The sequence below is a fragment of the Microbacterium sp. genome (genome assembly GCF_047972865.1).
Classification (GTDB): Bacteria; Actinomycetota; Actinomycetes; order Actinomycetales; family Microbacteriaceae; genus Microbacterium.
In genome coordinates this window covers 1-22,824 of the sequence record NZ_JBKEAY010000110.1, presented here as the reverse complement: position 1 = coordinate 22,824, position 22,824 = coordinate 1, and the positions used below count along the sequence as shown (strand labels likewise).

Genomic DNA, 22,824 nt, shown 5'->3' with positions numbered 1-22,824 from the left:
GACTCGGATCGTCACCGCAGATTCGGACCGCACCGGGCATCAGCATCCGAATCCGGCGTCAGCATCCGAACCCGGTACGCCCGGGCCTTGCCTACGCGTCGAGTCCCAGCGCGGCCATGCGCCGCGAGTGCGCCGCCATCAGGTCGGTGAACACCGGCTCGACGCGTTTCTCCTCGGCCTCGTCGAGCGCGGTGCGCCGCAACGCGGCCCGCGCGATCAGCAGAGTGTCGCCCACGAGCCGGCGCCCCCACATCGCCAGCAACGCACGCCACTGCTCGTCGCCGTCGATGGCCTCGGTCAGGATGCCCACGAGCGACTCGCGGTCGGACCGAGCGCGCAGCACATGCGCCGACCGGCGCCCGGCGTCGCCGTAGCTGGCCGACAGCGCGAGGTAGAAGTCATCGAGCATCCCGGCGGTGATGTGCACCGACAGCATCGTCTCCAGCGACCGGGCGCCGTGCGTGGCGCGTCGGAACGCGTCCAGCGGCTCCCGGAACGGCAGCATGACTTCCAGTGGGTCGTCGCCCCGATCGCGGATGATGGCCGTCAGCGCCCGGTGCTTGTCGAGCGCGGCGCCGGCCGCCGCCGACAGCGACTCCTTCTGGGCCAGTTCCGGCGTGGGCGCGATGAGGGCGCTCAACGTCTCGAAGTAGCCGAGCTGGAGGTACGCGGCCTGACCCAGGAACGTGTCGACGTCCGGGGCCAGCTCCTCGAAGTCGACCCGTCGCACATCGCCGTGGTCGCCACGCGCGCGCAGCTTGAGTGCGCGCTCTTCGGGACGTCTTCCCCGCTGCCAGAACCAGGTGACCACGCCTCCAGCCTAGGGTTGACGGGACGTTCGTGAGTACCAACCGGTAGGCTGTGAGGGGCCCGGCGATGGAACGGGACCACCGCGCCTGCGATCGGAAGAGGGCGTGGACCCACCTCACCGGCGGTTCCCTACCGCCAGACAGGCATGCATTGTGACGACTTTCGCCGAGATGGGCGTCGACGACGACATCGTCGAAGCCCTCGCCGCCAAAGAGATCGTGGACGCGTTCCCGATCCAGGAACAGACCATCCCGCTGGGCCTTCCCGGCCAGGACATCATCGGCCAGGCCAAGACCGGCACCGGCAAGACCTTCGGCTTCGGCATCCCCGTCGTGCAGCGGCTCGGGCCCGACCCGCAGCCGGGCGTGAAAGCGTTGATCGTCGTGCCGACCCGTGAGTTGGCCGTCCAGGTGTACGAAGACATGGACATGCTGACCTCCGGGCGCCCCACGTCCGTCGTGGCGATCTACGGTGGCAAGGCCTACGAGGGTCAGATCGACCAGTTGAAGGCGGGGGCGCAAATCGTGGTCGGCACTCCGGGCCGGTTGATCGACCTGAACAACCAGCGGCTCCTCGACCTCTCGCACGCCACAGAGGTGGTTCTCGACGAGGCCGACAAGATGCTCGATCTGGGCTTCCTCCCCGACATCGAGCGCATCTTCTCGAAGCTGCCCGCGATCCGGCACACGCAGTTGTTCTCCGCGACGATGCCGGGACCGATCGTGGCGCTCGCGCGCCGGTTCATGTCGAACCCGATCCACATCCGCGCCAACGACCCCGACGAGGGCCTGACCCAGGCCAACATCCGCCACCTCGTGTACCGCGCGCACGCGCTGGACAAGGACGAGGTCATCGCCCGCATCCTGCAGGCGGAGGGGCGCGGCAAGACCGTCATCTTCACCCGCACCAAGCGTGCGGCACAAAAGCTCGTCGACGAACTGAACGACCGCGGCTTCAACGCTGGGGCCGTCCACGGCGACATGAGCCAAGAGGCCCGGGAACGCTCGATGGCCGGGTTCAAGGCGGGCAAGAAGGATGTCCTCATCGCGACGGATGTCGCCGCGCGCGGCATCGACGTCGACGACGTCACCCACGTCATCAACCACACCATCCCCGAGGACGAGAAGGCGTACCTGCACCGAGCCGGCCGCACCGGACGCGCCGGCCGCACCGGCATCGCGGTCACCTTCGTGGACTGGGACGACCTGCACAAGTGGGCGCTCATCAACCGCGCCCTCGAGTTCGGGCAGCCCGAGCCGCTCGAGACGTATTCCTCCAGCCCGCACCTGTACAGCGATCTGGGGATCCCGGAGGGGACGAAGGGTCGTCTGCGCAAGGCTCCCACGACCGCGACGACGCCCACCGCGCGCCCCGGCCGTGCCGCGGATGCCGCCACTGACGGACAGTCGGGCGGATCGCGCCGGCGCCGCCGCCGCCGGGCGGGGAGCGAGCGCGTCGGTTCCACGTTCGCGGAAGGCGACCAGACCCCGTCCTCGGCATCGGACGGCTCCGGCACGGGTGACCGCGCCGCCGACGGCGCCGGCACCCACGACGGGGCCGGCAAGGAGCACCACGACGGCAAGCCGGCTCCCGCGCGACGGCGGCGCCGGCGCCGGGGTGGTGCCGGCGGGTCGAATCCCCCGGTCGCGACCGGGGCCTGACACCGCGGCGTCAGGGCCAGCGCGGTGCCGTCCCGGTGCCGAGCGCGATGATGCGGGCGACCATCTCGTCCGTGGTGGTGTTCTCGCCCGGGATGTTGGGTTTGCCGCTGCCGTGGTAGTCGCTGGAACCGGTGACGATGAGGTCGCGTTCCTCCGCCAGTGCGCGGAGGGTTCCCAGTCCCGGCTCCCGGTTCTCGCGGTGTCCCAGCTCGAACCCGGCCAGCCCGGCATCAAGCATCCGCCCGATGACCCGCGGCGACAGGATTCCGCCGCGACCGGCCGGATGGGCGATGATCGGCACGCCGCCGGCGTCGGCGATCGCGGCGACGGCCGTGACCGGGTCGGGGGCGTAGAGGGTGACGTAGTAGGGGCTCTGCGGATGCAGGATGTCCGCGAAGGCCTCTTCGCGGTCGCGGACGTGCCCCTTCGCGGCGAGCGCGTCGGCGATGTGCGGGCGCCCGATCGTCGCACCGTCTGCGGCGTGCGCGCGGATGTCGTCCCAGGTGATGTCGTAGTCCCGCGAGATGCGTTCGGCCATCGTGCGCGCACGGGTGAGCCGCGAGTCGCGGATGCGGTCGGTGAGGGCACGCACCTCCGCAGCCGCGGGGTCGAACAGGTAGCCGAGCACGTGCACGCTGCGGTGCTCGTGGCGGGCCGACAGCTCCATGCCGGGCAGGAACGTCATCACGAGCGACGCGGCGGCGGTGGCCGCGGCGTCCCAGCCCGAGGTGGTGTCGTGGTCGGTGAGCGAAACCGTCCGCAGGCCGTGACCGCGCGCCGCGGCCATGACGGCGGCGGGCGAATCGGTGCCGTCGGAGTGGTCGGAGTGCAGGTGTAGGTCGCTCGGTCCGTGAACCCTCGCCTCGTCACCCGCTTCCACCCGTCGAGCGTAGCGTGCCGCGTCGGTCGATCTCTCAGCCTGCTGGCCTAGAGTCGCCGGTGTGGCGCGCCTGTTCGGAATCCTGACGACGGTGGTGTTCGCCATCGGCGCGGCGATCGTGACCTGGCCGCAGTTCTTCCGGTTGGAACGGACCTTCCCGGTCGCGCAGATCGTGTCGTTGCGCGGCGTCGTCGTGGGGGTGTTCGCCGCTGTGGGCGTCGTCGCGCTGCTGATCGCGTTCGCCCGGCCGCTGCGGGCGTTCGCGGCATCGATCCTCACGCTCGCGCTCGTCGCGGCCGGCGCGAACGCCCTGATCCTGTCGGCTCGCGGACTCGGCACCGAGACGTTGCCGGACGCGACCGACACGAGCCTTCGGGTGATGACCTGGAACACGGCGGGAACGGCGACCGACCCGGAGATCATCGCCGAGACGGCGGTCGCGATGGGGGCCCGCATCGTCGCATTGCCCGAGACCACCATCGAGACCGGGGAGGCGGTCGCCATCGCGATGCGGGAGAAGGGCAGCCCGATGTGGGCGCACCACGAGACGTATCAGTACCGGGAGGACTACGCCCAGTGGGATGCGAATTCCACGACGCTGCTGATCTCGCCCGAACTCGGCGACTACGCCGTCGTCGCGTCCGCGTCCGCGTCGGGCAGCACCAACACCTCCGTCGTGCCGAGCGTGGTCGCCATGCCCGTCGACGGTGACGGGCCGATCGTCGTGGCGGTGCACGCGGTGGCACCCCGACGGGACGACATGACCAGGTGGCGCGACGATCTGCGGTGGGTGGCCGACCAGTGCGCGAGCGACGATGTCATCCTCGCGGGCGACTTCAACGCGACGGTGGACCACATGGCGCGGCTGGGCGTGGACGGCGCGTCGCTCGGTCGCTGCACCGACGCCGCCGCCCAGACCGGCAACGGCGGCGTCGGCACCTGGTCCACCGCGTGGCCGGAGCTGGTCGGCACGCCGATCGACCACATCATGGCCACCGACGCCTGGCGGGCGACGGGGTCGATCGTGCTGAGTTCGCGGGACTCGTCCGGCAGCGACCACCGGCCCTTGATCGTTCAGTTGGAGCCGATCGGCTGATCCGGCGCGCCGCCGGTGGGAGACTGGGAGGATGACCACGAGCGACAGCGACACCATCACCGACGGCACCCAGACGCCGCGGCACACCAACCGCCGCCAGCCGTTCCCGCAGGGGTTCCTCGACACGATCTCCACCGGGTGGGCAGAGCGTCCCGAGCTCCTGCCGGAGCCGCGCGAGCAGGCCCCGTTCGCCGCCGCACGCCGCGCTGCACTGTCGGCGGCCTTCCCCGGCGCCCGGCTCGTGGTCCCGGCCGGCGCCTCGCTACCGCGCTCCAACGACACCGACCACCCGTACCGGGCGCACTCGGCCTTCGCACACCTCACCGGCTGGGGGGCCGATGCCGTCCCCGAGTCGGTTCTCGTGTTCGACCCGGTCGACGGCGGCCACGCCGTCACGCTGTACCTGCGCGAGCGGGCCGATCGGACGACGGCGGAGTTCTACGCCGATTCCGAGATCGGCGAGTTCTGGATCGGGCCGCGCCCGTCATTGGCGGCGGTCGCCGCCGATTTGGCCGTCGCGACCGATCACCTGCACGCGTTCGCGCCCGTCGACGGCGACCTGGTCGTCGGCGACGACGACGACCTCACTCGGGCGGTGTCCGAGTTGCGCCTGGTCAAGGACGCGTACGAGATCGAGCAGATGCGGGCCGCCGTCGACGCGACCGCGCGGGGGTTCGACGACATCGTCGCCAGCATGGACCGGATCGTCGCGACGGCGCGCGGCGAACGAGCCGTGGAGGGCGTGTTCCACCAGCGCGCCCGCATCGAAGGCAACGGTGAAGGGTACGAGACGATCGCCGCCTCGGGCCCGCATGCGTGCTACCTGCACTGGACCCGCAACGACGGCCCGGTCGTTCCGGGTGACCTGGTGCTGGTGGATGCCGGCGTCGAGGTCGACAGCTATTACACCGCCGACATCACCCGCACTCTGCCGGTGTCGGGCACGTTCACCCCGATTCAGCGCCGCATCTACGAGACCGTGCGCGAGGCTGCGGATGCCGCCTTCGCCGCCGCGCGCCCCGGCGTGACGTTCCGGTCGGTCCACGAAGCGGCCATGCGCGTCATCGCGACCCGCGTCGCCGAGTGGGGACTGCTGCCGGTCACCGCCGAGGAGGCCCTCGACGCCGACGCCGGCGGCCAGCACCGCCGGTACATGGTGCACGGCACCAGCCACCACCTCGGCATCGATGTGCACGACTGCGCCCAGGCGCGGCGCGAAATGTACTACGACGGCATCCTCACGCCGGGAATGGTGTTCACGATCGAACCCGGTCTGTACTTCCAGATCGACGATCTCACCGTGCCGGAGGAGTACCGCGGCATCGGCGTGCGCATCGAGGATGACATCCTCCTGACCGAAGACGGACCCGTCAACCTCTCCGCCGGCATCCCCCGCACCGCCGACGAGGTCGAAGCCTGGCTCGCCCGCCGGTAACGACCTTCGCCGTCTGGAGCGCTCCCGCTGCGCACAAGGCGCCAGTCCACCGTGATGAGGCTCACACCGCGACGGGCGTCGTGGCCGTCACAATGGCGCTGGCGGCCTTCATGCCGCTCTCGATCGCTCCGTCGATGAAACCGCCCCACCCGTCGGCGATGTCGGCTCCGGCGAGCCGCACGCGCCCGTGCGGGGCCTGCAGCGCGGGCAGTGCGCGGGTGAGGTAGCCGGTGCGGTGCATCGGCCAGGTCTCCTGGGCGTACTCGTCGTCCACCCAGGAGTGCCCTACGCTGTCCACCACGACGGCGTCGGGAACCAGGCGGCCGAGCACGTCCTGGATCGCGGCGGTGTCGTCGGGGTCGATCGCGTGCGCGTCCCGGCCGAACCCGATCACGAAGGTCTTCCCGTCTGCGACGTACTCGGACTGGAAGAAGTTCAGCGGCCAGTCCGCCGCGCCAAGGGCGACGAACGGGGGCCGCTCCCCCTCGATCGTGAACCAGATCTTCGTTCCGAGACCGAGCTGCCCGCGCTGCGCGGCTTCGGTGACGGCGTCAGCGAGCGCGGGGGCGAACGAGATGCGCGGAAGCGTCTGGAGCGGCACGGCAAGGACGACGTCTCCGGCGTGGAAGACGGTGCCGTCGGCGATCGTGACGGCAACGCCATCCTCACTCTGCTGGATGCTGCGGACGTCGGAGCGCAGGTGGATGTCCGCGCGAATGTCGTCGCGCATGGCGTCGAGAAGTGCGCGGGTCCCGCCGGCGATCTTGTAGGTCGCGCACGCCTCGAACATCACCTTCCAGTCGCCGTTGGTCAGCGCCACCCATCGCAGCGCCTGTGTCAGGGCGGCATCGTCGATGCGACCGTTGACGTTGAGCGTCCAGAACGACTCCAGGAGCGATCGCTCCTGTGCTGACAGCGGGAGCCGACCGATCTGGTCGAGGAGTCCGACATCGTCCAGCTCGCCCAGGAGCGGCGAGCTCAGTGGCGCGAACGGCTGCGGAAAGACCTCTCGCGAGCGCGCCGCCAACAGGTCGTTCGGCCGGTCGAGCAGGGTGAGCAAGGCATCCGGGTCGCCGTCGACCGCGCGCGACCCGTCCCACCAGTAGGCGTTGCGGGGTTCGGGACTGGGGGCGAGGCCGATGCCGTAGCGGTGCAGTTCGGTCCACACGTACGGCTGCGTCCAGTGCACCCAGGTGCCGCCGAGTTCGAGGTCCAGACCGAGCCGCTCGTCGAGCCAGGTGCGGCCGCCGATCCGGTCGCGCGCTTCGAGCACGGCCACCCGCCGGCCCGCGTGCGACAGCTCCCGCGCGGCGGTCAGCCCCGCGAAACCCGCGCCGATGACGATGACGTCGAAGAAGTTGTCCATGGCGTGACTTCCTTTCGGTTCAGGAGTAGACGAAGAATTCGACGGTGGGCTCCAGAACCGTCCAGGTCGCCGGGACGCCCTTGTTCAGCGACACGACGCCGCCCGCGGACAGTTCCACCGGCGCACCGCCCTCGGGTTCGATGCGCACCCGTCCCGACACGATATGGACCGTCTCGTCGGCATGCCCCACCACGACCATCGGATCGGGTGCGTCGGCGGGGGTCACGAACCAGTACCCCGCCGACAGGTCCGCGCGGTCGCCCTCCCCCGCACGGCGGAGCCACTGCACGACCCCCACCTCGAACGGTTCGGCGGCGCCGCGGTCCAGCGATCCGGCCGTCATGAAGTTCTGAGACATCTTCGTCCTCCTCATCGGGTGACGCGTCGGTACGTCAGGAAAAGCTAAGCATATGCTTAGTTTAGACGCAAGAGCGGGCGCACGATGGATAGCATGGAGAGGTGGCACGCACGGTCCCCTATGGCGAAGGACGCGATCAGCTCATCGCCGCAGCCGTTCAGGTCGCTGCGGAGCGAGGTCTGCGCGGCCTCACCTTCCGCGCGGTGGCCGAGCGGGCGGGGGTGAACAACTCCTTGATCGCGCACCACTTCGGGACCCGGGAGACGCTGCTGTCGGCGGCACTGGACTGGGCGGTCGAGCAGTCGATCGACACCACCGCCCTGCCCGAGATGGCCTCCGACGAGGCGTTCGCCGATTCGCTGCTGCGCACCATCTCACAGCGGCCCGAACTCCAGGTCTTCCAGTACGAGATGATTCTGGAAGCCCGCCGCAACGAAACCTACCGCCCCGCCGTCTCCCGACTCTACGCGCGGTACCAGGAGGCGATCGCGGCGAGTCTGCGCCCCCTCGTCGCGACAGACGACACGGATGCCGTCGCCCGCGCCACCTTCGCTGCACTGGACGGCCTCGTCCTCCAGTACATGGCCGGCGTCGATCCGGACGAGATTCACCGGGCACTGCGACAGGTGTGGGAGGGACTGCGCGCCCTGCCTCAGATCGCGGGCACCCGCTGAGGACCGTCGCCGCCGTCAGCCGATCGTGCGCGCGCGCATCCAGTCCGCAACGGTGCTGACCAGGCCCGCACCCACCTCCTCGGCGGGCCGCTTGTTGCCCTTGACCTCGAACGAGTGGCCGGCGCCGGTGATCCAGGAGATCTCCGCCGCCGGGCACGCCGCCACCGCCTCCTCCAGCTGCGCGAGCGGATGAATGAAGGGGTCCGTGGTTCCCTCGACGAACAGTTGCGGCACCGTGACGGCGGGCAGGTGCGCCGTGCGCGCCTTCTCCGGTTTGCCGGGCGGATGCAGCGGATAGCCGAGGTAGACGAGCCCCGCCGGTGCGATGCGCCCCTCGGTCGCGGCCATCGAGGCCATCCGGCCACCGTACGATTTGCCGGCGGCGAACCACGGCGCACCCGCGATCAGCCCGTCCGCCACCGCCGCGACCGCCGCCCAGGTCTCGATCGCGTGCGACGCGGGGCCGGGCAGGCGGCGACCGGCCGCCCGGTACGGGAAATCGAAGCGCAGCGTCGCGATCCCCACCGCGTTGGCGGCCACCGAGAACCCCGTCAAGAACGGGTGCTCGCTGCCGGCCCCGGCCCCGTGCGCGAGGGCCAGCACAGCCCATGCCCCGTCCGGGATCGCCACGAACGCGGGGACCTCGACGGCGCCGGTGGGCAGCGCCACCGCGATCCGCGTCCGGTCCGTCATGCGGAGCGGTCCTGCTCCGGTTCGGCGGGCGGGGACGGCGCCGGATCCACCCGCTCACCGTATTGCGGCGGCCCAGCGTCCGGGTCGATGCGCTCGCCGTACTGCGGCGGGGCGGCCTCGGCCGGCGACGGCGCCGGCGGTGGCGCGGCGGCGGGACCGCCTCGGCCCAGCACCTCGCGAGCGCGGGTGAAACTGCGGTGCAGCACCGTCACCTCGTAGTCGTCCGCGATGATCTGTGTCATCGACGTGTAGTCACGGCGGCGGCGCAGCAGTGAGTAGGTGATGAGGCTCATCAGCATCCCGAGCGCGATGCCCACCAGCATCACCCCGATGAAGACCTGAACACCGGCGTTGGGCGAACCGAGCACGAAGATCGCCGAGAACAGCAACCCCAGCAGGATGCCGTTGATCGCACCCGACCGCGCGGCCGCCGCATACCCCAGCCTGCCCGTCACGGTCTCGACCGAGCGCAGACCTCGGCCCACGATCGCGATGTCCTTGGCGGGGATGTCCGCCGCGATGAGCGAGGACACCGCCTTCTGTGCCGCCTCGTAGGAGGGGAAGTCCGCGATCTTCTCGCCGTGCTCCCGGGGTGTGCCTCCGACCATGCTCACGACACCATCTTGTCACGCCGTTCCCGGCTGTTTGCCGTGACCGCCAGTACGCTGGTCGCGTGAGTACGCAGAGGGTTTTCGTCGCGCGCCTGACCGGGTGCTCGGTCTTCGACCCTGCGGGCGACCGGCTCGGCAAGGTTCGCGACGTCGTCGTCATCTACCGAAAGGACGATCCGCCGCGCGTGGTCGGGCTGGTCGTCGAGATCCCCGGCCGCCGGCATGTCTTCCTCTCCATCGGCCGGGTCACCTCGATCGCGACCGGTCAGGTGATCACCACCGGCCTCATCAACGTGCGGCGGTTCCAGCAGCGCGGCGGTGAGGTGCGCGTCATGGCCGAACTGCTCGGCCGGCGGGTCTGGCTGCGCGACGGTTCCGGGTACGCCGAGATCGAAGACGTCGCGATCGAACGAAATCGGCTCGGCGAGTGGGACATCGGGCAGCTGTTCCTGCGGCGCCCGAAGACCAGCGCCTCCCCGTTCGCGAAGGGCGCGACGACGTTCGCGGCATGGAACGACGTGCGCGAGAACCAGGCCCCCGGCGAGGCGCAATCGGCAGAGCAGCTGGTGGCGACCTACTCCGAGCTGAAGCCGGCCGATCTGGCCAACACACTCCTGGACCTGCCCGAAGAGCGCCTCCTGGAGGTCGCCGAAGAGCTTCCCGACGACCGGCTCGCCGACGCGCTCGAAGAGATGCCCGAGGACGAACAGGTGCACATCCTGGAAGCGCTCGGTGAGGATCGCGCCGCCGACATCCTCGACCAGATGGAACCCGACGACGCCGCCGACGTGCTGGCGCAGCTGACCGAGGAGCAGCGCGAGGAACTGCTCGAGCTGATGCAGCCCGAAGAGGCCGAGGACGTGCGCGAACTGCTCAAGTACGGCCCCGACACCGCCGGCGGCCTCATGACCAGCGAACCGATCGTGCTGCCCGCCGACGCCACGGTCGCCGAGGCGCTCGCGCTCATCCGCCGCCACGAGCTGCACCCCGCGCTGGCGGCATCCGTGTTCGTCACCTTGCCGCCCTACGAGACGCCCACCGGACGGCTACTGGGCACCGTGCACTTCCAGCGGATGCTGCGCTACCCGCCCCACGAACGCATCGGCGCGATCATCGACGACACCGTCGACCCGGTCTCGGCGACGGCCTCGGCCGCCGAGGTGGCCCGGTTACTGGCCAGCTATGACCTGGTCTCGCTGCCGGTCATCGATCAGGCCCACCGCCTCGTCGGCGCCGTGAGCGTCGACGACATGCTCGACTATCTGCTGCCGAAGGACTGGCGCTCGCAGGAGGAACAGCCGGCGCAGGGAGCGCGCGTATGATGGCCCGCGCCCCCCGCGTCTCGCTCGACGCCCCGCGCGGGCGCCGTTCGAGCATGCTGGGCCGCACCCCGCAGCCGTCCCGCGACCGGTTCGGGCGCTTCACCGAGTGGATCGCGCGCGCCATGGGAACGCCCGCGTTCCTGCTGATCCTCACCCTGTTCTGTGCCGCCTGGATCGCCTGGAACACGCTCGCTCCGCCCGCTCTGCGCTTCGACGACGCCGCGCTCGGGTTCACGGCGCTCACCCTCATGCTGTCGCTGCAGGCCTCGTACGCCGCGCCCTTGATCCTCCTCGCCCAGAACCGGCAGGACGACCGCGACCGGGTGCAGATCGAGCAGGACCGTCAACGCGCCGAGCGCAACCTCGCCGACACCGAGTATCTGGCGCGCGAGGTCGTGGCCCTGAGGATGGCGCTGACCGAGGTCTCCGAACACGTCGTCACCCGGGAGGCGCTCCGCGATGAGCTGGACGACCTGCTCGACCGCTGGGAGGAGCGCCGCGACCGGTCCGAGGACGACCAGTCATGACCGCCGACGCCGCGCGCGCGGCCGTCGCGGCGGTCCTCGACCCGGAGCTGCGCCGCCCGATCGGCGAACTCGACATGGTGCGATCGGTCCACGTCGTGGACGGCGCGGCCACGGTCTCGATCGAACTCACGATCGTGGGATGCCCCGCTGCGGACCGCATCGAGCGCGAGGTGCACGCGGCGGCCGCTGGCGTGCCGGGAGTGCGTGAGGTGCGGGTCGACGTCGGCGTCATGTCACCGGAGCGTCGCCGAGCCCTGACCGAGAAGCTGCGCGACGGGCGCCCCCGTCGCGAGCCCTTCGGGCCCGACTCGCTCACGCGGGTCGTCGCGGTCACCAGCGGCAAGGGGGGCGTCGGCAAGTCGACGCTGACCGCCAACCTCGCGGTCGCGGCCGCCGCCGCGGGGCTGCGGGTGGGGCTGATCGATGCGGACGTGCACGGCTTTTCGATTCCCGGCATCCTCGGCCTGGTCGGTCCCGATGGCCGGCCGCCGCAGCCGACCCGGATCGACGACCTGATGCTGCCTCCGGTCGCGCACGATGTGAAGGCGATCTCGATCGGCATGTTCCTCCCGCCCGATGCCTCCGCGGTCGCGTGGCGAGGGCCGATGCTGCACCGGACGGTGCAGCAGTTCCTCAGCGACGTGTACTTCGGGGACCTCGACCTGCTGTTGCTGGACATGCCGCCCGGTACCGGCGATGTCGCGATCTCGGTGGGTCAGCTGCTCCCCCACGCCGACGTGATCGTGGTCACGACGCCGCAACCTGCGGCGTCCGACGTGGCCGTGCGCAGTGGCCAGGTGGCGCGGCAGACCGGCCAGCACGTGATCGGCGTCATCGAGAACATGGCGCCGATGACCCTCCCCGACGGCACGCGCCTGGACCTGTTCGGCGACGGCGGCGGCGCAGAGGTGGCCGCGGCGCTCACGACGGCCGATGAGGCCGTCCCCCTGCTCGGCCAGGTGCCGCTGTCCCCCGCGCTGCGCGTCGCCGGCGATGCGGGCGCGCCGGTCGTGATCTCCGCTCCCGACGATCCCGCCGCCCGGGCCATCGCCGCCGTTGCGGACACGCTCGTCTCACGCCCCCGCGGGCTGGCTGGCCGCGCGCTGCCGGTCACCCCGCTCTGACCGCGTCGGCGCCTCAGGTGGCCTCGGAGTCGAACGGCACCTCGCCGGAGGTCACCGGCGGTTTCAGCGGCGACGGCGACGTGCTCGCGACCGCGGCGCCGACCCCCGCCGCCTTCACCTTCGGGACGGGCGCGTCGTCGAGCAGCGCGTCGCGGACGATCCGGCGGGGATCGTACTGACGCGGGTCGAGTTTCTGCCACTCGATGTCGTCGAAATCCTCGCCCATCTCGTCGCGCACACGCGATTTGGCGCCGTTGAGCCACTCCCGTGCCCGCACCGTCAGACGGGCAAGCGCCTCCGCATAGCGCGGCAATCGTTCGGGGCCGATGAGCAGAGCGGCCACGAAGAGGATCAGCAGCAGCTTCTCCCCGTCCAGACCGAAGAACATGCCCCCAAGATTACCCGTGCGCCTGGCCGGCGCACGACCCCCGGCCGCGTACGCTGGCCCGTGGAGGTACACATGCGCGACCACGACGCGATCCAGCGTTTTGCCGACGAGGCGACGCTCGAGCCCGACCACATCGCCCACGCTCGTGCGCATGCGCTCGAGCTGGGCGCCGAGCCGGTCAGCCCTGCCGTGGGCGCGCAGATCGCCGTGCTGGCAGCCGCGACCAACGCCCTCAACGTCGTCGAGATCGGCACCGGGGCAGGTGTGTCGGGGTTGTGGCTGCTCCACGGCTCGCCCCGCGCGACCGTCACCACGATCGACAACGAACCCGAACACCTCGCGGCCGCACGCAAGGCGTTCCAGGATGCGCGCATCCCGCCCGCACGAGCCCGGTTCATCACCGGCCGCGCCGCGGACGTGCTCCCGCGGATGAACGAAGCCTCCTACGACATCGTCCTGGTCGACGCCGACGCCGAACACGTCATCGAATACGTCGAGCACGGTCTGCGACTGGTCCGCACCGGCGGCACCGTGCTCGTTCCCCGGGTGCTGGCCGGCGGTACGGTCGCCGACCCGGTCAAGCGCGACCCCGTCACGGTCGCGTACCGCTCGCTCATCCATGAGACACAGGCGTCGCCGGCCGTCCTTGGCGCCCTGTCCACCGTCGGCGAGGGGCTGCTGCAGCTGACCGCCATCGCTGGGCGCTGACACGACGAACGGCCGACCCCGTACGGTGCCGGCCGTTCGTCAGGAACGTGTCGTCAGGCGGTGCTCACGACCTCGCTGAGGACGTCGTGGAGTTCCTTGGCTTCGTCGTCGTTGACCGAAACGACGAGCCGGCCCCCGCCCTCCAACGGGACGCGCACGATGATCAGGCGCCCCTCCTTGACGGCTTCCATAGGTCCGTCCCCGGTGCGCGGCTTCATGGCTGCCATTTGCGGTTCCCTTTCGTCATAGGACTACCTGGCAAGTTTAGCCGTTGCCCCGCCGCCCCCGTCGCCGTTGTCCACCTGACGTCGCCGGACGCGTCCCGCTACGGGATCTGGGTGTACGTGTTGCCGAGCGCGTACATGTTGTAGATCCACCACCACTGCCCGATCAGCCCGACCGCCAGAACCCCGCCGCGCCACAGCAGAGAACGCGGCGCGGCCAGTGCGCCGTACAGCGGGGACAACGGCAGCAACAGCCGGAACAGGCTCGACTGCGGGAAGAAGACGGCGAGCAGATACAGCACGTACGACGCGCTCCACAGCCGCACCACGGGCCCGAGCGCGCGCACGAGCGGATGCCACAGCAGCAGCGCGAAAAAGGTGCCCACCACGACCGCCAGCACGACGTACCCGAGCCACACCGGCCATCCCCATAGCGGCGCCCAGATCGCGGCGGCCTGCAGCACCCCGGCGAAAGGCACGAACCCGTTCTCGGTGTCCCCCGTCCAGCCCCGCCGCCAGGCCAGCTCGGTCTCGAAGTAGGCGGAGGGATCGCCCGTGACGGCACCGACGATCACCGGCCACGAGAAGCCGACGGCCGCCGCCAGCAGGCCGAGCGCGACGATGTGTCCGATCTCGCGCGGCGGGAGCGGATCACGCTCCCGCCGCGCGAAGCGCCAGATCCCGTACAGCGCGAGCAGCAGCGCGAACGGGAGCACTCCGGGGCGGGTGTAGCCCATGAGCGGCACGAGCGGATACAGCCACCACCACGTGCGCCGCTGCACCGACAGCAGCGCGAGGAACAGCCACAGCAGGAACAGCGCCTCGGCGTACCCGACCAGGAACATCGCCGCCAGCGGGCCCGCGGTGAACATCGCCACGGCGGTCAGCGTCGCCGCCGCGTCGAGCCGCGGCCGCAGCAGCGCGTACAGCGCCAGACAGGCGAGGTAGCCGGCCACGATCGTCACGATGATCGCCGCCGGCGGGTAGAAGCCACCCCACACGGTAGCCAGTGCCTTGGCGATCGTCGGGTACACCGGCATGAACGCCCACGCGTTCTGCTGGACCGCCCCGCTCTCATCGGTGGGCACGTCGCTCGGATAGCCCTCCTCGGCCACCAGCCAGTACCACTGGGCATCCCATCCCATCAGCAGGGTGCCCACCGTCGGCGCGACGCCGAAGCGCGACGACGTGCCCGACAGCTGCGCCGCCGCGAGGAAGAACGCGACCGTCACCAGTCGCGCGAGCAGGTAGACGACCGCTACCTGCAGGGCGACGAACACGCGACCCTGGCGCGGCGCGCTCGGCGCCGTCGCCGCGCTCACGCGCTGGTCAGCCACGCCCGCAGGCCGCGTTCGACGTCCTCGATCTGAGAGATCGGCACCCGCTCCTGGTCGTGGTGGGCCAGGTGGGGGTCGCCGGGGCCGTAGTTCACGGCGGGGATGCCCAGCGCCGAGAACCGTGCCACGTCGGTCCAGCCGTACTTCGGGCGCGGCTGGGCGCCAACGGCGGCCACGAACTGGCGGGCGACCGGCGCGTCGAGCCCAGGGCGCGCCCCCGGTGCCAGATCGGTGACGGTCACGTCGAAACCGTCGAAGACGTCGCGCACGTGCTGCTCGGCCGCGGCGGCGTCCCGGCTGGGCGCGAACCGGTAGTTCACCTCGACCTCGCACGCGTCGGGGATCACGTTCCCCGCGATCCCCCCGTGGATGCGCACGGCGTTGAGACCCTCGCGGTAGACGAGCCCTTCGACGGTGATCTCGCGCGGCCGGTACTCGGCCAGCCGACTGAGGATCGGGGCCGCCTTGTGGATCGCGTTCTCACCGACCCAGGAACGGGCGCTGTGGGCGCGCACGCCCTCGGTGCGCACGACGGCGCGCAGCGTGCCGTTGCAGCCACCCTCGACCTGCCCGTTGGAGGGCTCGCCCAGGATCGCGAAGTCCGCCGCGAACAGGTCGGGGCGATTCGCGGCGAGTCGGCCCAGGCCGTTGCGCTCGGACTCCACTTCTTCGTGGTCGTACCACATCCAGGTCAGGTCGACGGCCGGTGAGGTCAGTTCGGCGGCGAGCTTGAGCTGGACGGCCACCCCCGCTTTCATGTCCACCGTGCCGCGCCCCCACACGAACGCTTCGCCGTCGATCTCGATGTCGCGCGTGGGCACGTTGCCGTTGATGGGCACCGTGTCGATGTGCCCGGCGATCACCACCCGTTGCGCCCGGCCCAGGCTGGTGCGCGCAACGATCGTGTCGCCGTCGCGGTGCACGTCGAGGTGCGGAAAACCACTGATCGCCGCGAAGATCGCATCGGCCAGCGGGGTCTCGTCGTCGGACACGCTGGGGATGTCGCAGATCGCCCGAGTCACCTCGACGGCGGGGGCGGTCAGATCGAGTCGGGGCATGCCGCCGAGTCTACCGACGTCGCCCCGCATTGGCGGCGGAAGCGAGGCGGCACGGACCGATAGCCTGGAACGATGAGCGAACATCGATGGGTGTGGGGCGCAGGCCTGGCCACCCACGCCACCGACGGCACGATCCTGGACACCTGGTTCCCCGAGCCGGAGCTGGGTGCGGCCCCCGCCGACGCCGACGCCTCGGCCCTGGCGACCTACGCGGTCGCGGATGAGCGCCGCGCCGTCACCGTCGAGACGGTGGTCGTCGCCGCCGACCTCGACGCGCCTCCGGCCGGCACGTCGGATGCCTACCTGCGACTGCACGCTCTCTCCCACCGCCTGGTACGCCCCAACGAGGTCAACCTCGACGGCATCTTCGGCCACCTCCCGATCGTCGCCTGGTCGACGGCGGGACCCATCCACCCCGACGACGCGACCCGGCTACGCCCCGCGCTGGTGCGGGCCGGCATCCAAGTGCACAGCCTGGACAAGTTCCCGCGGCTGGTCGACTACGTCACCCCGACCGGGGTGCGCATCGGCGATGCCTCCCGCGTGCGCCTGGGTGCGTACCTCTCCCCCGGCACCACGGTGATGCACGAGGGGTTCGTGAACTTCAACGCCGGCACCCTGGGCGCCTCGATGGTCGAAGGTCGCATCTCGCAGGGTGTCGTCGTCGGCGACGGCAGCGACATCGGCGGCGGCGCGTCGATCATGGGCACGCTCTCCGGCGGGGGCAGCCACCGCGTCTCGATCGGTTCCCGGACGCTGCTGGGGGCCAACGCCGGTATCGGCATCTCACTCGGCGACGACTGCATCGTCGAGGCCGGCCTGTACGTCACCGCGGGCTCGAAGGTGCTGCTGGCCGATGAGCCGCTGCGCGCCGACGGCAGCCGCCCGGTGGTCAAGGGCGCCGAGTTGTCCGGCCGCGACGGCATCCTGTTCCGCCGCAATTCGCTCAGCGGCGCCGTCGAGGCGGTGCGCCGCAACGGCGTGGGCGTCACCCTCAACGAAGCCCTGCACGCCTGACCGCACGCCCGTGATCGCTAGGCTCGAAGCATGACGGAGCGGATGCCGAAGAAACTCTACGAACGCGAACTCAAGGAGCTCCAGGAGCGCCTGGTCACGATGCAGGCTTGGGTCCAGCAGACCGGAGCGCGCATTGTGGTGATCTTCGAGGGACGGGACGCGGCCGGCAAGGGGTCGACGATCAGCCGCGTGCAGCAGTATCTCAATCCCCGGGTGACCCGCGTGGTGGCGCTGCCCACACCCACCGAGCGCGAACAGTCGCAGTGGTACTTCCAGCGCTACGTCGCCCACCTTCCTGCCGCCGGCGAGATCGTGCTGATGGATCGCTCCTGGTACAACCGTGCCGGAGTCGAGCAGGTCATGGGGTATTGCACGAATGCGGAGTACCACCGCTTCCTCCATCAGACGCCGATCTTCGAGCGGATGCTGGTCGAAGACGGCATCCTGCTGCTGAAGTACTGGTTCAGCGTGTCCGACGTGGAGCAGGAGGCACGGTTCCGCTCCCGTAACGACGACCCCATGCGCCGGTGGAAGCTCTCGCCCAACGATGTGCTGTCGATCACGAAGTGGGAGGACTACTCCCGCGCCAAAGACACCATGTTCGTCCACACCGATATCCCCGAGGCGCGCTGGTTCGAGGTCGACAACGAGGACAAGCGTCGGGGCCGGATCAACATGATCCACCATCTGCTGTCTCAGGTGCCGTACGAGATGGTGGTGCGCCCGCCCATCGAGATCCCGGAGCGTCCCCGCACGGGTGGCTATGCACGGCCCCCCAGGGAGCGGCAGAACTACGTGCCGGATTACGCGGCGTCGCTGTCCTGAGCGCGGCGCCCGGGCCCGCTCACAGGCCCGGGTAGTTCCGTTCGGTCGCGCCGGTGTACAGCTGCTGCGGACGACCGATCTTCGTCTGCGGGTCCGCGTGCATCTCGCGCCAGTGCGCGAGCCACCCCGGGAGCCGTCCGATGGCGAACAACACCGTGAACATGCGGGTCGGGAAGCCCATGGCCTTGTAGATGACGCCGGTGTAGAAGTCGACGTTCGGGTAGAGCCGGCGCTCTTTGAAGTAGTCGTCGTTGAGCGCGATCTCCTCGAGCTGCTTGGCGAGGTCGAGCAGCGGATCGCTCACGCCGAGCTCGGCGAGCACCTCGTCGGCGGACTCCTTGACGAGTTTGGCGCGCGGGTCGTAGTTCTTGTACACCCGGTGCCCGAAGCCCATGAGCTTGACGCCGTCTTCTTTGTTCTTGACCCGCTCGACGAACCGCTCCACGCTCTCGCCGGAGTCGCGAATACGGGCGAGCATGTCGAGCACGGCCTCGTTGGCGCCGCCGTGCAGCGGCCCGTACAGCGCGTTGATGCCCGCCGAGATCGACGAGAACTGGTTGGCGCCGGTCGAGCCCACCAGCCGCACCGTCGAGGTCGAAGCGTTCTGCTCGTGGTCTTCGTGCAGGATGAGCAGGCGCTCCAGCGCCCGCGACATCACCGGGTCAACCTGGTAGATCTCGGCGAGGACCCCGAAGTTCAGCTTCAGGAAGTTGTCGACGAAGCTCATCGAGTTGTCGGGGTAGAGGAAAGCCTGACCGATGCTCTTCTTGTGCGCGTAGGCGGCGATGACCGGCAGCTTGGCGAGCAGACGGATCGTGTTGAGTTCGATGTGCTCGGGGTTGTCCGGGTCGGACTGGTGCTCGTAGTAGGTCGACAGCGCCGCGGTGGCCGCCGAGAGCATCGACATCGGGTGCGCTGTGGACGGCAGCGCCGAGAAGAAGCGCTTGAGGTCTTCGTGCAGCAGCGTGTGGCGCCGGATCTTGTCGTCGAACGCCAGCAGTTCGTCGGGCGTCGGCAACTCCCCGTACAGCAGCAGCCACGCCACTTCGAGGTACGTCGAGTTCTTCGCGAGTTGCTCGATCGGGTAGCCCCGGTAACGGAGGATTCCCTGATCACCGTCGATGTAGGTGATCGACGACTTGGTGGCGGCGGTGTTCACGAACCCGTAGTCGAGCGTGGTGTGGCCCGTCTGCCGCGTGAACGTCGCGAAGTCGACGCTGGGGACCCCTGCCGCTCCCGGGAGCACCGGTAGTTCGGCGTGGATGTCGCCGATCGTGACGGTTGCTTTCTGGGGTGTGCCCGTTTCGCTCACGAAGCCTCCTCGCAGTCACCTGGTTCGGTGGGACTACAGCATATCGGGCCGCGCGGCCTACTCATGACGGCGCCATAGGATCGACTCACGAGCCGGAGGAATCCTCCAAATCGGACAGTCGTCGCGCCGCTTCCCGTACCCGCTCATCGGTCGCCGTCAACGAGAACCGTACATGGTTCGGGTAATGCGTGCCGTAGAAGTGACCGGGCCCGGCCAGGATGCCGCGCTCGGCGAGCCAGCCGAGGCTCTCCCAGGCGTCTTCGCCCCGGGTCGCCCACAGGTACAGCCCGCCCTCGCTGTGGTCGATGCGGAACCCAGCTGCCGCGACGGCCGGCAGCAGCACGTCGCGCCGGGCCCGGTACCGCTCCTTCTGGCGTTCGACGTGCTCGTCGTCGCCGAGCGCGACGGTCATGGCCGCCTGCACGGGGGCCGGCAGCATGAGGCCGAGATGCTTGCGCGCCGTGAGCACGCGCTCGACCAGCGCAGGGTCGCCCGCCAGGAACGCCGCGCGGTAACCGGCGAGGTTGGACTGTTTGCTCAGCGAATACACCGCCAACACATCGGTCGTGTCACCGGCGACGACGGCGTCGTCGAGGATGCTGGGGATGCGGGCCTGGGCCCACGGGCCGGACCAGCCCAGCTCCGCATAGCACTCATCCGACGCGATGACCGCGTCGAGCTCGTGGGCCCGGCGCACTGCCGTGGCGAGCTCGTCGACGCCGAGCACGCGGCCGTCGGGGTTGCCCGGCGAGTTGACCCACACCAGCCGCGTGCCGCCCGGCCAGTCCGCGGGATCGTCCGAGGCGAACGGCTCCGCCCCGACGACCCGCGCACCCGCCTCGTACGTCGGATAAGCGGCGGTCGGGTGCACGACGACGTCCCCCGGCCCCAGACCGAGCAGCAGCGGCAGCAGCGCGACCAGTTCCTTCGACCCGATCGTGGGCAGCACGTGGGCGGGGGTGAGCCCGGTGACCCCGCGGCGACGTGCGAACCAGGCCACGACGGCCTCCCGCAGTGCCGCCGTCCCCACCGTCTGCGGGTACGCGTGCGCGTCGGTGGCCGCGCGCAAGGCGTCGGCGATCACCGCCGGAGTCGGGTCGACCGGAGATCCGATCGAGAGGTCGACGATACCCCCCGGGTGACGGCGTGCGCGCTCCTGGTAGGGCGCGACGGCATCCCACGGGTAGTCGGCGAGGTCGCGGACTCCCATTCACTCGCCCTGCGGCGGGAGTGCGGCGATGATCGGGTGATCCTTCTTGATGACGCCGATCTTGGCGGCACCGCCCGGCGAGCCCACGTCGTCGAAGAAGTCCACGTTCGCGGTGTAGTAGTCCTGCCATTCCTCGGGCAGGTCGTCCTCGTAGTAGATGGCTTCGACGGGGCACACCGGCTCGCAGGCGCCGCAGTCGACGCATTCGTCCGGATGGATGTACAGCGAGCGCTCCCCCTCGTAGATGCAGTCGACGGGGCACTCATCGATGCACGCGCGGTCCTTGACGTCCACGCAGGGCAGGGCGATCACATACGTCACCCCAGCAGTCTAGTTCGACACGCGCGGGTCGTCGTCGCGGGCCGCCCCGCCGGCCGGCGACGGCCAGGCCGCCACGACGGCGACCAGCGCCGGGACGGCGAGCGTCCAGACCACGGCGGTGGATACCGCCCCCGGCTCGGGCGCGGGGACCACGATCGAACCCCCCGGGCCGGGCCCCGAGAACGCGAGGATCGTGATCATCATGCCCGCCCCCGCAGCCACCGCCGCCCAGCGGTCGCCGGTGAGCGCGCGCATCCCGATCAGGAGCGCGCCCGAGCCGACGAGGGCGACCATCAGCCCCGCGGGGATCACCCCGATTGTCGAGGCCTGTCCGATCGTCCCGGCAACCCCGTACACAGCACCCACGACGGCGGCGACGCCCCACGAGGCGACACGTGTCCACGACCAGCTCACCCCGCGAGTCTATGCGGCCCACCCCCACAGCCGGAGCGCTGCCGCCACGGCCGCGGCGGCGATCACCACCACCAGAAACGGGGCGCGCAGAAACAGCAGGCCCGCCGCGACCAGGAGCGCAGGAACCCGGGCATCGACCTCGATCGCTTGCCCCACGCCCAGGGTCTGCACCGCGACGAGCGCCGCCAGGAGCGCGACCGTCAGCAGGTCGGTGATGCGCGCCAGAGTCGGCGCCTCGAACCAGCGCGGCGGGATGAGATAGCCGACGGCCTTCAGTGCGACGCACAGGATCGACGCGATCAGCACGGCGTTCCACAGCGTCACGGCAAGCCCTCCCGCTCCGGCACGTCATCCGGCTCCGGCGCGGGCGTGTCACGGCGGCCGAGCCAGTTCGTCCACCCCACCACGACGGCGACGCCGGCGGCAATCAGCACCGGCATCCCGGGCATGACCCACGGCGTGGCCAGCGTCGCCACGACGGCCGCGGCGGCGCCGACGGCGATGGCCTGGCGCTCGCGCAGCCGCGGCCACAGCAGCGCGAGGAAGGCGGCGGCCGCGGCAGCGTCGAGCCCGTAGGCGCGCACGTCGCCGAGCACGTCGCCCAGGAGCGCCCCGGCGAGGGTGGACAGGTTCCAGCCCGCGTAGATCCCCAGGCCAGTGACCCAGAAGCCGATCAGGCGCGCGCGCCGGTCCTGCTGTGCGAGCGACACGGCGGTCGACTCGTCGATCGTGAACTGCGCGGCAGCGGTGCGCAGCCAGGGGTCCGGGCCGATCACAGGCGACATCCGCAGGCCGTAGGCGACGTTTCGCACCCCGAGCAGAGCGGCCGAGGCGATCGCAGCGGGGACGGCGGCCAGTCCGCCGCCGGCGACCACCCCGACGAACGCGAACTGGGAGCCGCCGGTGAACATCACCAGGCTCAGCACGCACGTCTGCCAGATGTCCAGGCCCGCCGCGACGGCAAGGGCGCCGAACGAGACGCCGTAGGCGCTCGTGGCGACGGCGACCCCCAGCCCGGTGCGCCACGCGCGACGCGCCTCGTTCTCGGAGGTCTGCTGCGGCATCCCCCCATCATGGCGGTACCGTGGCGGGATGGAGCGCATCTTCGCCATGCCATTCGCATCGGTGTACCCGCTATACGTCCAGAAGGCCGAACGCAAGGGGCGCACGCAGGCCGAGGTGGACGAGATCATCACGTGGCTCACCGGGTTCGACGCCGCCACCCTGGCCCGGCACCTTCAGGACGAGACGACCTTCGCCGATTTCTTCGCCGATGCGACCCTCAATCCGCGGGCGGACCGGATCACGGGTGTGGTCTGCGGCATCCGCGTGGAGCAGATCGCCGACCCGCTCATGCAGAAGATCCGCTTCCTCGACAAGCTCGTCGACGAACTCGCCCGCGGCAAGGCGCTCACCCGCATCCTGCGTTGACGGCCGTCCCGACGCACCGGGA

Annotated in this window: 27 protein-coding genes; 11 read left to right on the top strand and 16 right to left on the bottom strand. The window is 70.5% G+C overall.

The annotated features are described in order from the left end of the window. Positions 1-91: 91 nt before the first annotated feature. Positions 92-811, bottom strand: a complete 720-nt coding sequence (locus ACK5KK_RS06960) for a ferritin-like fold-containing protein (RefSeq protein WP_416889362.1) — start codon at positions 809-811, stop codon at positions 92-94. A gap of 151 nt (positions 812-962) precedes the next feature. Between ACK5KK_RS06960 and ACK5KK_RS06955 the strand changes: the two genes are divergently transcribed. After that, complete coding sequence (locus ACK5KK_RS06955; protein ID WP_416889361.1) at positions 963-2,471, top strand: DEAD/DEAH box helicase; 1,509 nt, start codon at positions 963-965, stop codon at positions 2,469-2,471. A 10-nt stretch (positions 2,472-2,481) separates the two neighbouring features. Here ACK5KK_RS06955 and ACK5KK_RS06950 read toward each other — a convergent pair whose 3' ends face one another. Next, positions 2,482-3,351, bottom strand: a complete 870-nt coding sequence (locus tag ACK5KK_RS06950) for a PHP domain-containing protein (protein ID WP_416889360.1) — start codon at positions 3,349-3,351, stop codon at positions 2,482-2,484. Positions 3,352-3,412: 61 nt separating this feature from the next. Here ACK5KK_RS06950 and ACK5KK_RS06945 point away from each other — a divergent pair, with 61 nt between their 5' ends. Both ACK5KK_RS06945 and ACK5KK_RS06940 read left to right on the top strand, forming a co-directional pair. Beyond that, complete coding sequence (locus tag ACK5KK_RS06945; protein WP_416889359.1) at positions 3,413-4,447, top strand: endonuclease/exonuclease/phosphatase family protein; 1,035 nt, start codon at positions 3,413-3,415, stop codon at positions 4,445-4,447. Between the two features lie 31 nt (positions 4,448-4,478). Then, complete coding sequence (locus tag ACK5KK_RS06940) at positions 4,479-5,882, top strand: aminopeptidase P family protein (RefSeq protein WP_416889358.1); 1,404 nt, start codon at positions 4,479-4,481, stop codon at positions 5,880-5,882. Positions 5,883-5,943: 61 nt separating this feature from the next. On the opposite strand, the gene ACK5KK_RS06935 is transcribed toward ACK5KK_RS06940, so the two are convergent. Both ACK5KK_RS06935 and ACK5KK_RS06930 read right to left on the bottom strand, forming a co-directional pair. Further along, entirely contained in the window at positions 5,944-7,248 is a 1,305-nt protein-coding gene (locus tag ACK5KK_RS06935) for a flavin monoamine oxidase family protein (RefSeq protein WP_416889357.1), read from the bottom strand. Positions 7,249-7,267: 19 nt separating this feature from the next. After that, positions 7,268-7,606: a cupin domain-containing protein gene (locus ACK5KK_RS06930; protein WP_416889356.1), complete on the bottom strand. Its 339-nt coding sequence runs from the start codon at positions 7,604-7,606 to the stop codon at positions 7,268-7,270. Between the two features lie 101 nt (positions 7,607-7,707). Between ACK5KK_RS06930 and ACK5KK_RS06925 the strand changes: the two genes are divergently transcribed. After that, a complete protein-coding gene (locus ACK5KK_RS06925) occupies positions 7,708-8,280 on the top strand; it encodes a TetR/AcrR family transcriptional regulator (protein WP_416889355.1) in 573 nt (190 codons plus the stop codon). A 15-nt stretch (positions 8,281-8,295) separates the two neighbouring features. Here the strand turns inward: ACK5KK_RS06925 and ACK5KK_RS06920 are convergent, their stop codons facing one another. Both ACK5KK_RS06920 and ACK5KK_RS06915 read right to left on the bottom strand, forming a co-directional pair. Beyond that, entirely contained in the window at positions 8,296-8,973 is a 678-nt protein-coding gene (locus ACK5KK_RS06920; protein ID WP_416889354.1) for an alpha/beta family hydrolase, read from the bottom strand. Further along, positions 8,970-9,581, bottom strand: a complete 612-nt coding sequence (locus ACK5KK_RS06915) for a general stress protein (protein WP_416889387.1) — start codon at positions 9,579-9,581, stop codon at positions 8,970-8,972. Before ACK5KK_RS06915 ends, ACK5KK_RS06920 begins: the two co-directional genes overlap by 4 nt. 65 nt (positions 9,582-9,646) lie before the next feature. Between ACK5KK_RS06915 and ACK5KK_RS06910 the strand changes: the two genes are divergently transcribed. Genes ACK5KK_RS06910 through ACK5KK_RS06900 form a run of 3 tightly spaced genes read left to right on the top strand, consistent with a single transcriptional unit; the run spans position 9,647 to position 12,557 of the window. Next, on the top strand, positions 9,647-10,906 hold the full coding sequence (locus tag ACK5KK_RS06910; protein ID WP_416889353.1) for a magnesium transporter MgtE N-terminal domain-containing protein: 1,260 nt from the start codon (positions 9,647-9,649) through the stop codon (positions 10,904-10,906). Further along, on the top strand, positions 10,906-11,433 hold the full coding sequence (locus tag ACK5KK_RS06905; RefSeq protein WP_416889386.1) for a DUF1003 domain-containing protein: 528 nt from the start codon (positions 10,906-10,908) through the stop codon (positions 11,431-11,433). Before ACK5KK_RS06910 ends, ACK5KK_RS06905 begins: the two co-directional genes overlap by 1 nt. After that, positions 11,430-12,557, top strand: coding sequence for a P-loop NTPase (locus ACK5KK_RS06900; protein WP_416889352.1), 1,128 nt, complete (start codon positions 11,430-11,432; stop codon positions 12,555-12,557). Before ACK5KK_RS06905 ends, ACK5KK_RS06900 begins: the two co-directional genes overlap by 4 nt. A 13-nt stretch (positions 12,558-12,570) precedes the next feature. Here the strand turns inward: ACK5KK_RS06900 and ACK5KK_RS06895 are convergent, their stop codons facing one another. Beyond that, the gene (locus tag ACK5KK_RS06895) at positions 12,571-12,945 is read right to left on the bottom strand and encodes a Sec-independent protein translocase TatB (protein ID WP_416889351.1); all 375 of its coding nucleotides are present in this window, start codon (positions 12,943-12,945) and stop codon (positions 12,571-12,573) included. A gap of 72 nt (positions 12,946-13,017) precedes the next feature. On the opposite strand from ACK5KK_RS06895, the gene ACK5KK_RS06890 reads away from it, so the two are divergent. Then, positions 13,018-13,653, top strand: coding sequence for an O-methyltransferase (locus ACK5KK_RS06890; protein ID WP_416889350.1), 636 nt, complete (start codon positions 13,018-13,020; stop codon positions 13,651-13,653). A 53-nt stretch (positions 13,654-13,706) separates the two neighbouring features. Here the strand turns inward: ACK5KK_RS06890 and ACK5KK_RS06885 are convergent, their stop codons facing one another. The 3 genes from ACK5KK_RS06885 to dapE form a co-directional block, all read right to left on the bottom strand. Continuing rightward, positions 13,707-13,880: a DUF3117 domain-containing protein gene (locus ACK5KK_RS06885; protein WP_416889349.1), complete on the bottom strand. Its 174-nt coding sequence runs from the start codon at positions 13,878-13,880 to the stop codon at positions 13,707-13,709. Between the two features lie 98 nt (positions 13,881-13,978). After that, complete coding sequence (locus ACK5KK_RS06880; RefSeq protein ID WP_416889348.1) at positions 13,979-15,214, bottom strand: hypothetical protein; 1,236 nt, start codon at positions 15,212-15,214, stop codon at positions 13,979-13,981. Continuing rightward, on the bottom strand, positions 15,196-16,272 hold the full coding sequence (gene dapE, locus ACK5KK_RS06875; RefSeq protein WP_416889347.1) for a succinyl-diaminopimelate desuccinylase: 1,077 nt from the start codon (positions 16,270-16,272) through the stop codon (positions 15,196-15,198). The genes ACK5KK_RS06880 and dapE overlap by 19 nt, the downstream gene beginning before the upstream one ends. A 72-nt stretch (positions 16,273-16,344) precedes the next feature. On the opposite strand from dapE, the gene dapD reads away from it, so the two are divergent. Both dapD and ppk2 read left to right on the top strand, forming a co-directional pair. After that, complete coding sequence (dapD, locus tag ACK5KK_RS06870; protein ID WP_416889346.1) at positions 16,345-17,289, top strand: 2,3,4,5-tetrahydropyridine-2,6-dicarboxylate N-succinyltransferase; 945 nt, start codon at positions 16,345-16,347, stop codon at positions 17,287-17,289. A gap of 42 nt (positions 17,290-17,331) precedes the next feature. Continuing rightward, positions 17,332-18,114: a polyphosphate kinase 2 gene (gene ppk2 / locus ACK5KK_RS06865; protein ID WP_416889385.1), complete on the top strand. Its 783-nt coding sequence runs from the start codon at positions 17,332-17,334 to the stop codon at positions 18,112-18,114. Positions 18,115-18,133: 19 nt separating this feature from the next. Here the strand turns inward: ppk2 and ACK5KK_RS06860 are convergent, their stop codons facing one another. From ACK5KK_RS06860 to ACK5KK_RS06835, 6 genes are all read right to left on the bottom strand, one after another. Beyond that, a complete protein-coding gene (locus tag ACK5KK_RS06860) occupies positions 18,134-19,426 on the bottom strand; it encodes a citrate synthase (RefSeq protein WP_416889345.1) in 1,293 nt (430 codons plus the stop codon). An 85-nt stretch (positions 19,427-19,511) separates the two neighbouring features. Beyond that, entirely contained in the window at positions 19,512-20,636 is a 1,125-nt protein-coding gene (gene dapC, locus ACK5KK_RS06855) for a succinyldiaminopimelate transaminase (RefSeq protein WP_416889344.1), read from the bottom strand. Then, entirely contained in the window at positions 20,637-20,957 is a 321-nt protein-coding gene (fdxA, locus tag ACK5KK_RS06850; RefSeq protein WP_416889343.1) for a ferredoxin, read from the bottom strand. Positions 20,958-20,966: 9 nt separating this feature from the next. Further along, the gene (locus ACK5KK_RS06845; protein ID WP_416889342.1) at positions 20,967-21,371 is read right to left on the bottom strand and encodes a DUF6113 family protein; all 405 of its coding nucleotides are present in this window, start codon (positions 21,369-21,371) and stop codon (positions 20,967-20,969) included. Positions 21,372-21,380: 9 nt separating this feature from the next. Beyond that, on the bottom strand, positions 21,381-21,695 hold the full coding sequence (locus tag ACK5KK_RS06840; RefSeq protein ID WP_416889341.1) for an AzlD domain-containing protein: 315 nt from the start codon (positions 21,693-21,695) through the stop codon (positions 21,381-21,383). Continuing rightward, positions 21,692-22,435 carry an AzlC family ABC transporter permease gene (locus ACK5KK_RS06835; RefSeq protein WP_416889340.1) on the bottom strand — a complete coding sequence of 248 codons (744 nt, stop codon included), beginning with the start codon at positions 22,433-22,435 and terminating at the stop codon, positions 21,692-21,694. Before ACK5KK_RS06835 ends, ACK5KK_RS06840 begins: the two co-directional genes overlap by 4 nt. A gap of 28 nt (positions 22,436-22,463) precedes the next feature. On the opposite strand from ACK5KK_RS06835, the gene ACK5KK_RS06830 reads away from it, so the two are divergent. Continuing rightward, complete coding sequence (locus ACK5KK_RS06830; protein ID WP_416889339.1) at positions 22,464-22,802, top strand: DUF2200 domain-containing protein; 339 nt, start codon at positions 22,464-22,466, stop codon at positions 22,800-22,802. Positions 22,803-22,824 lie beyond the last annotated feature (22 nt).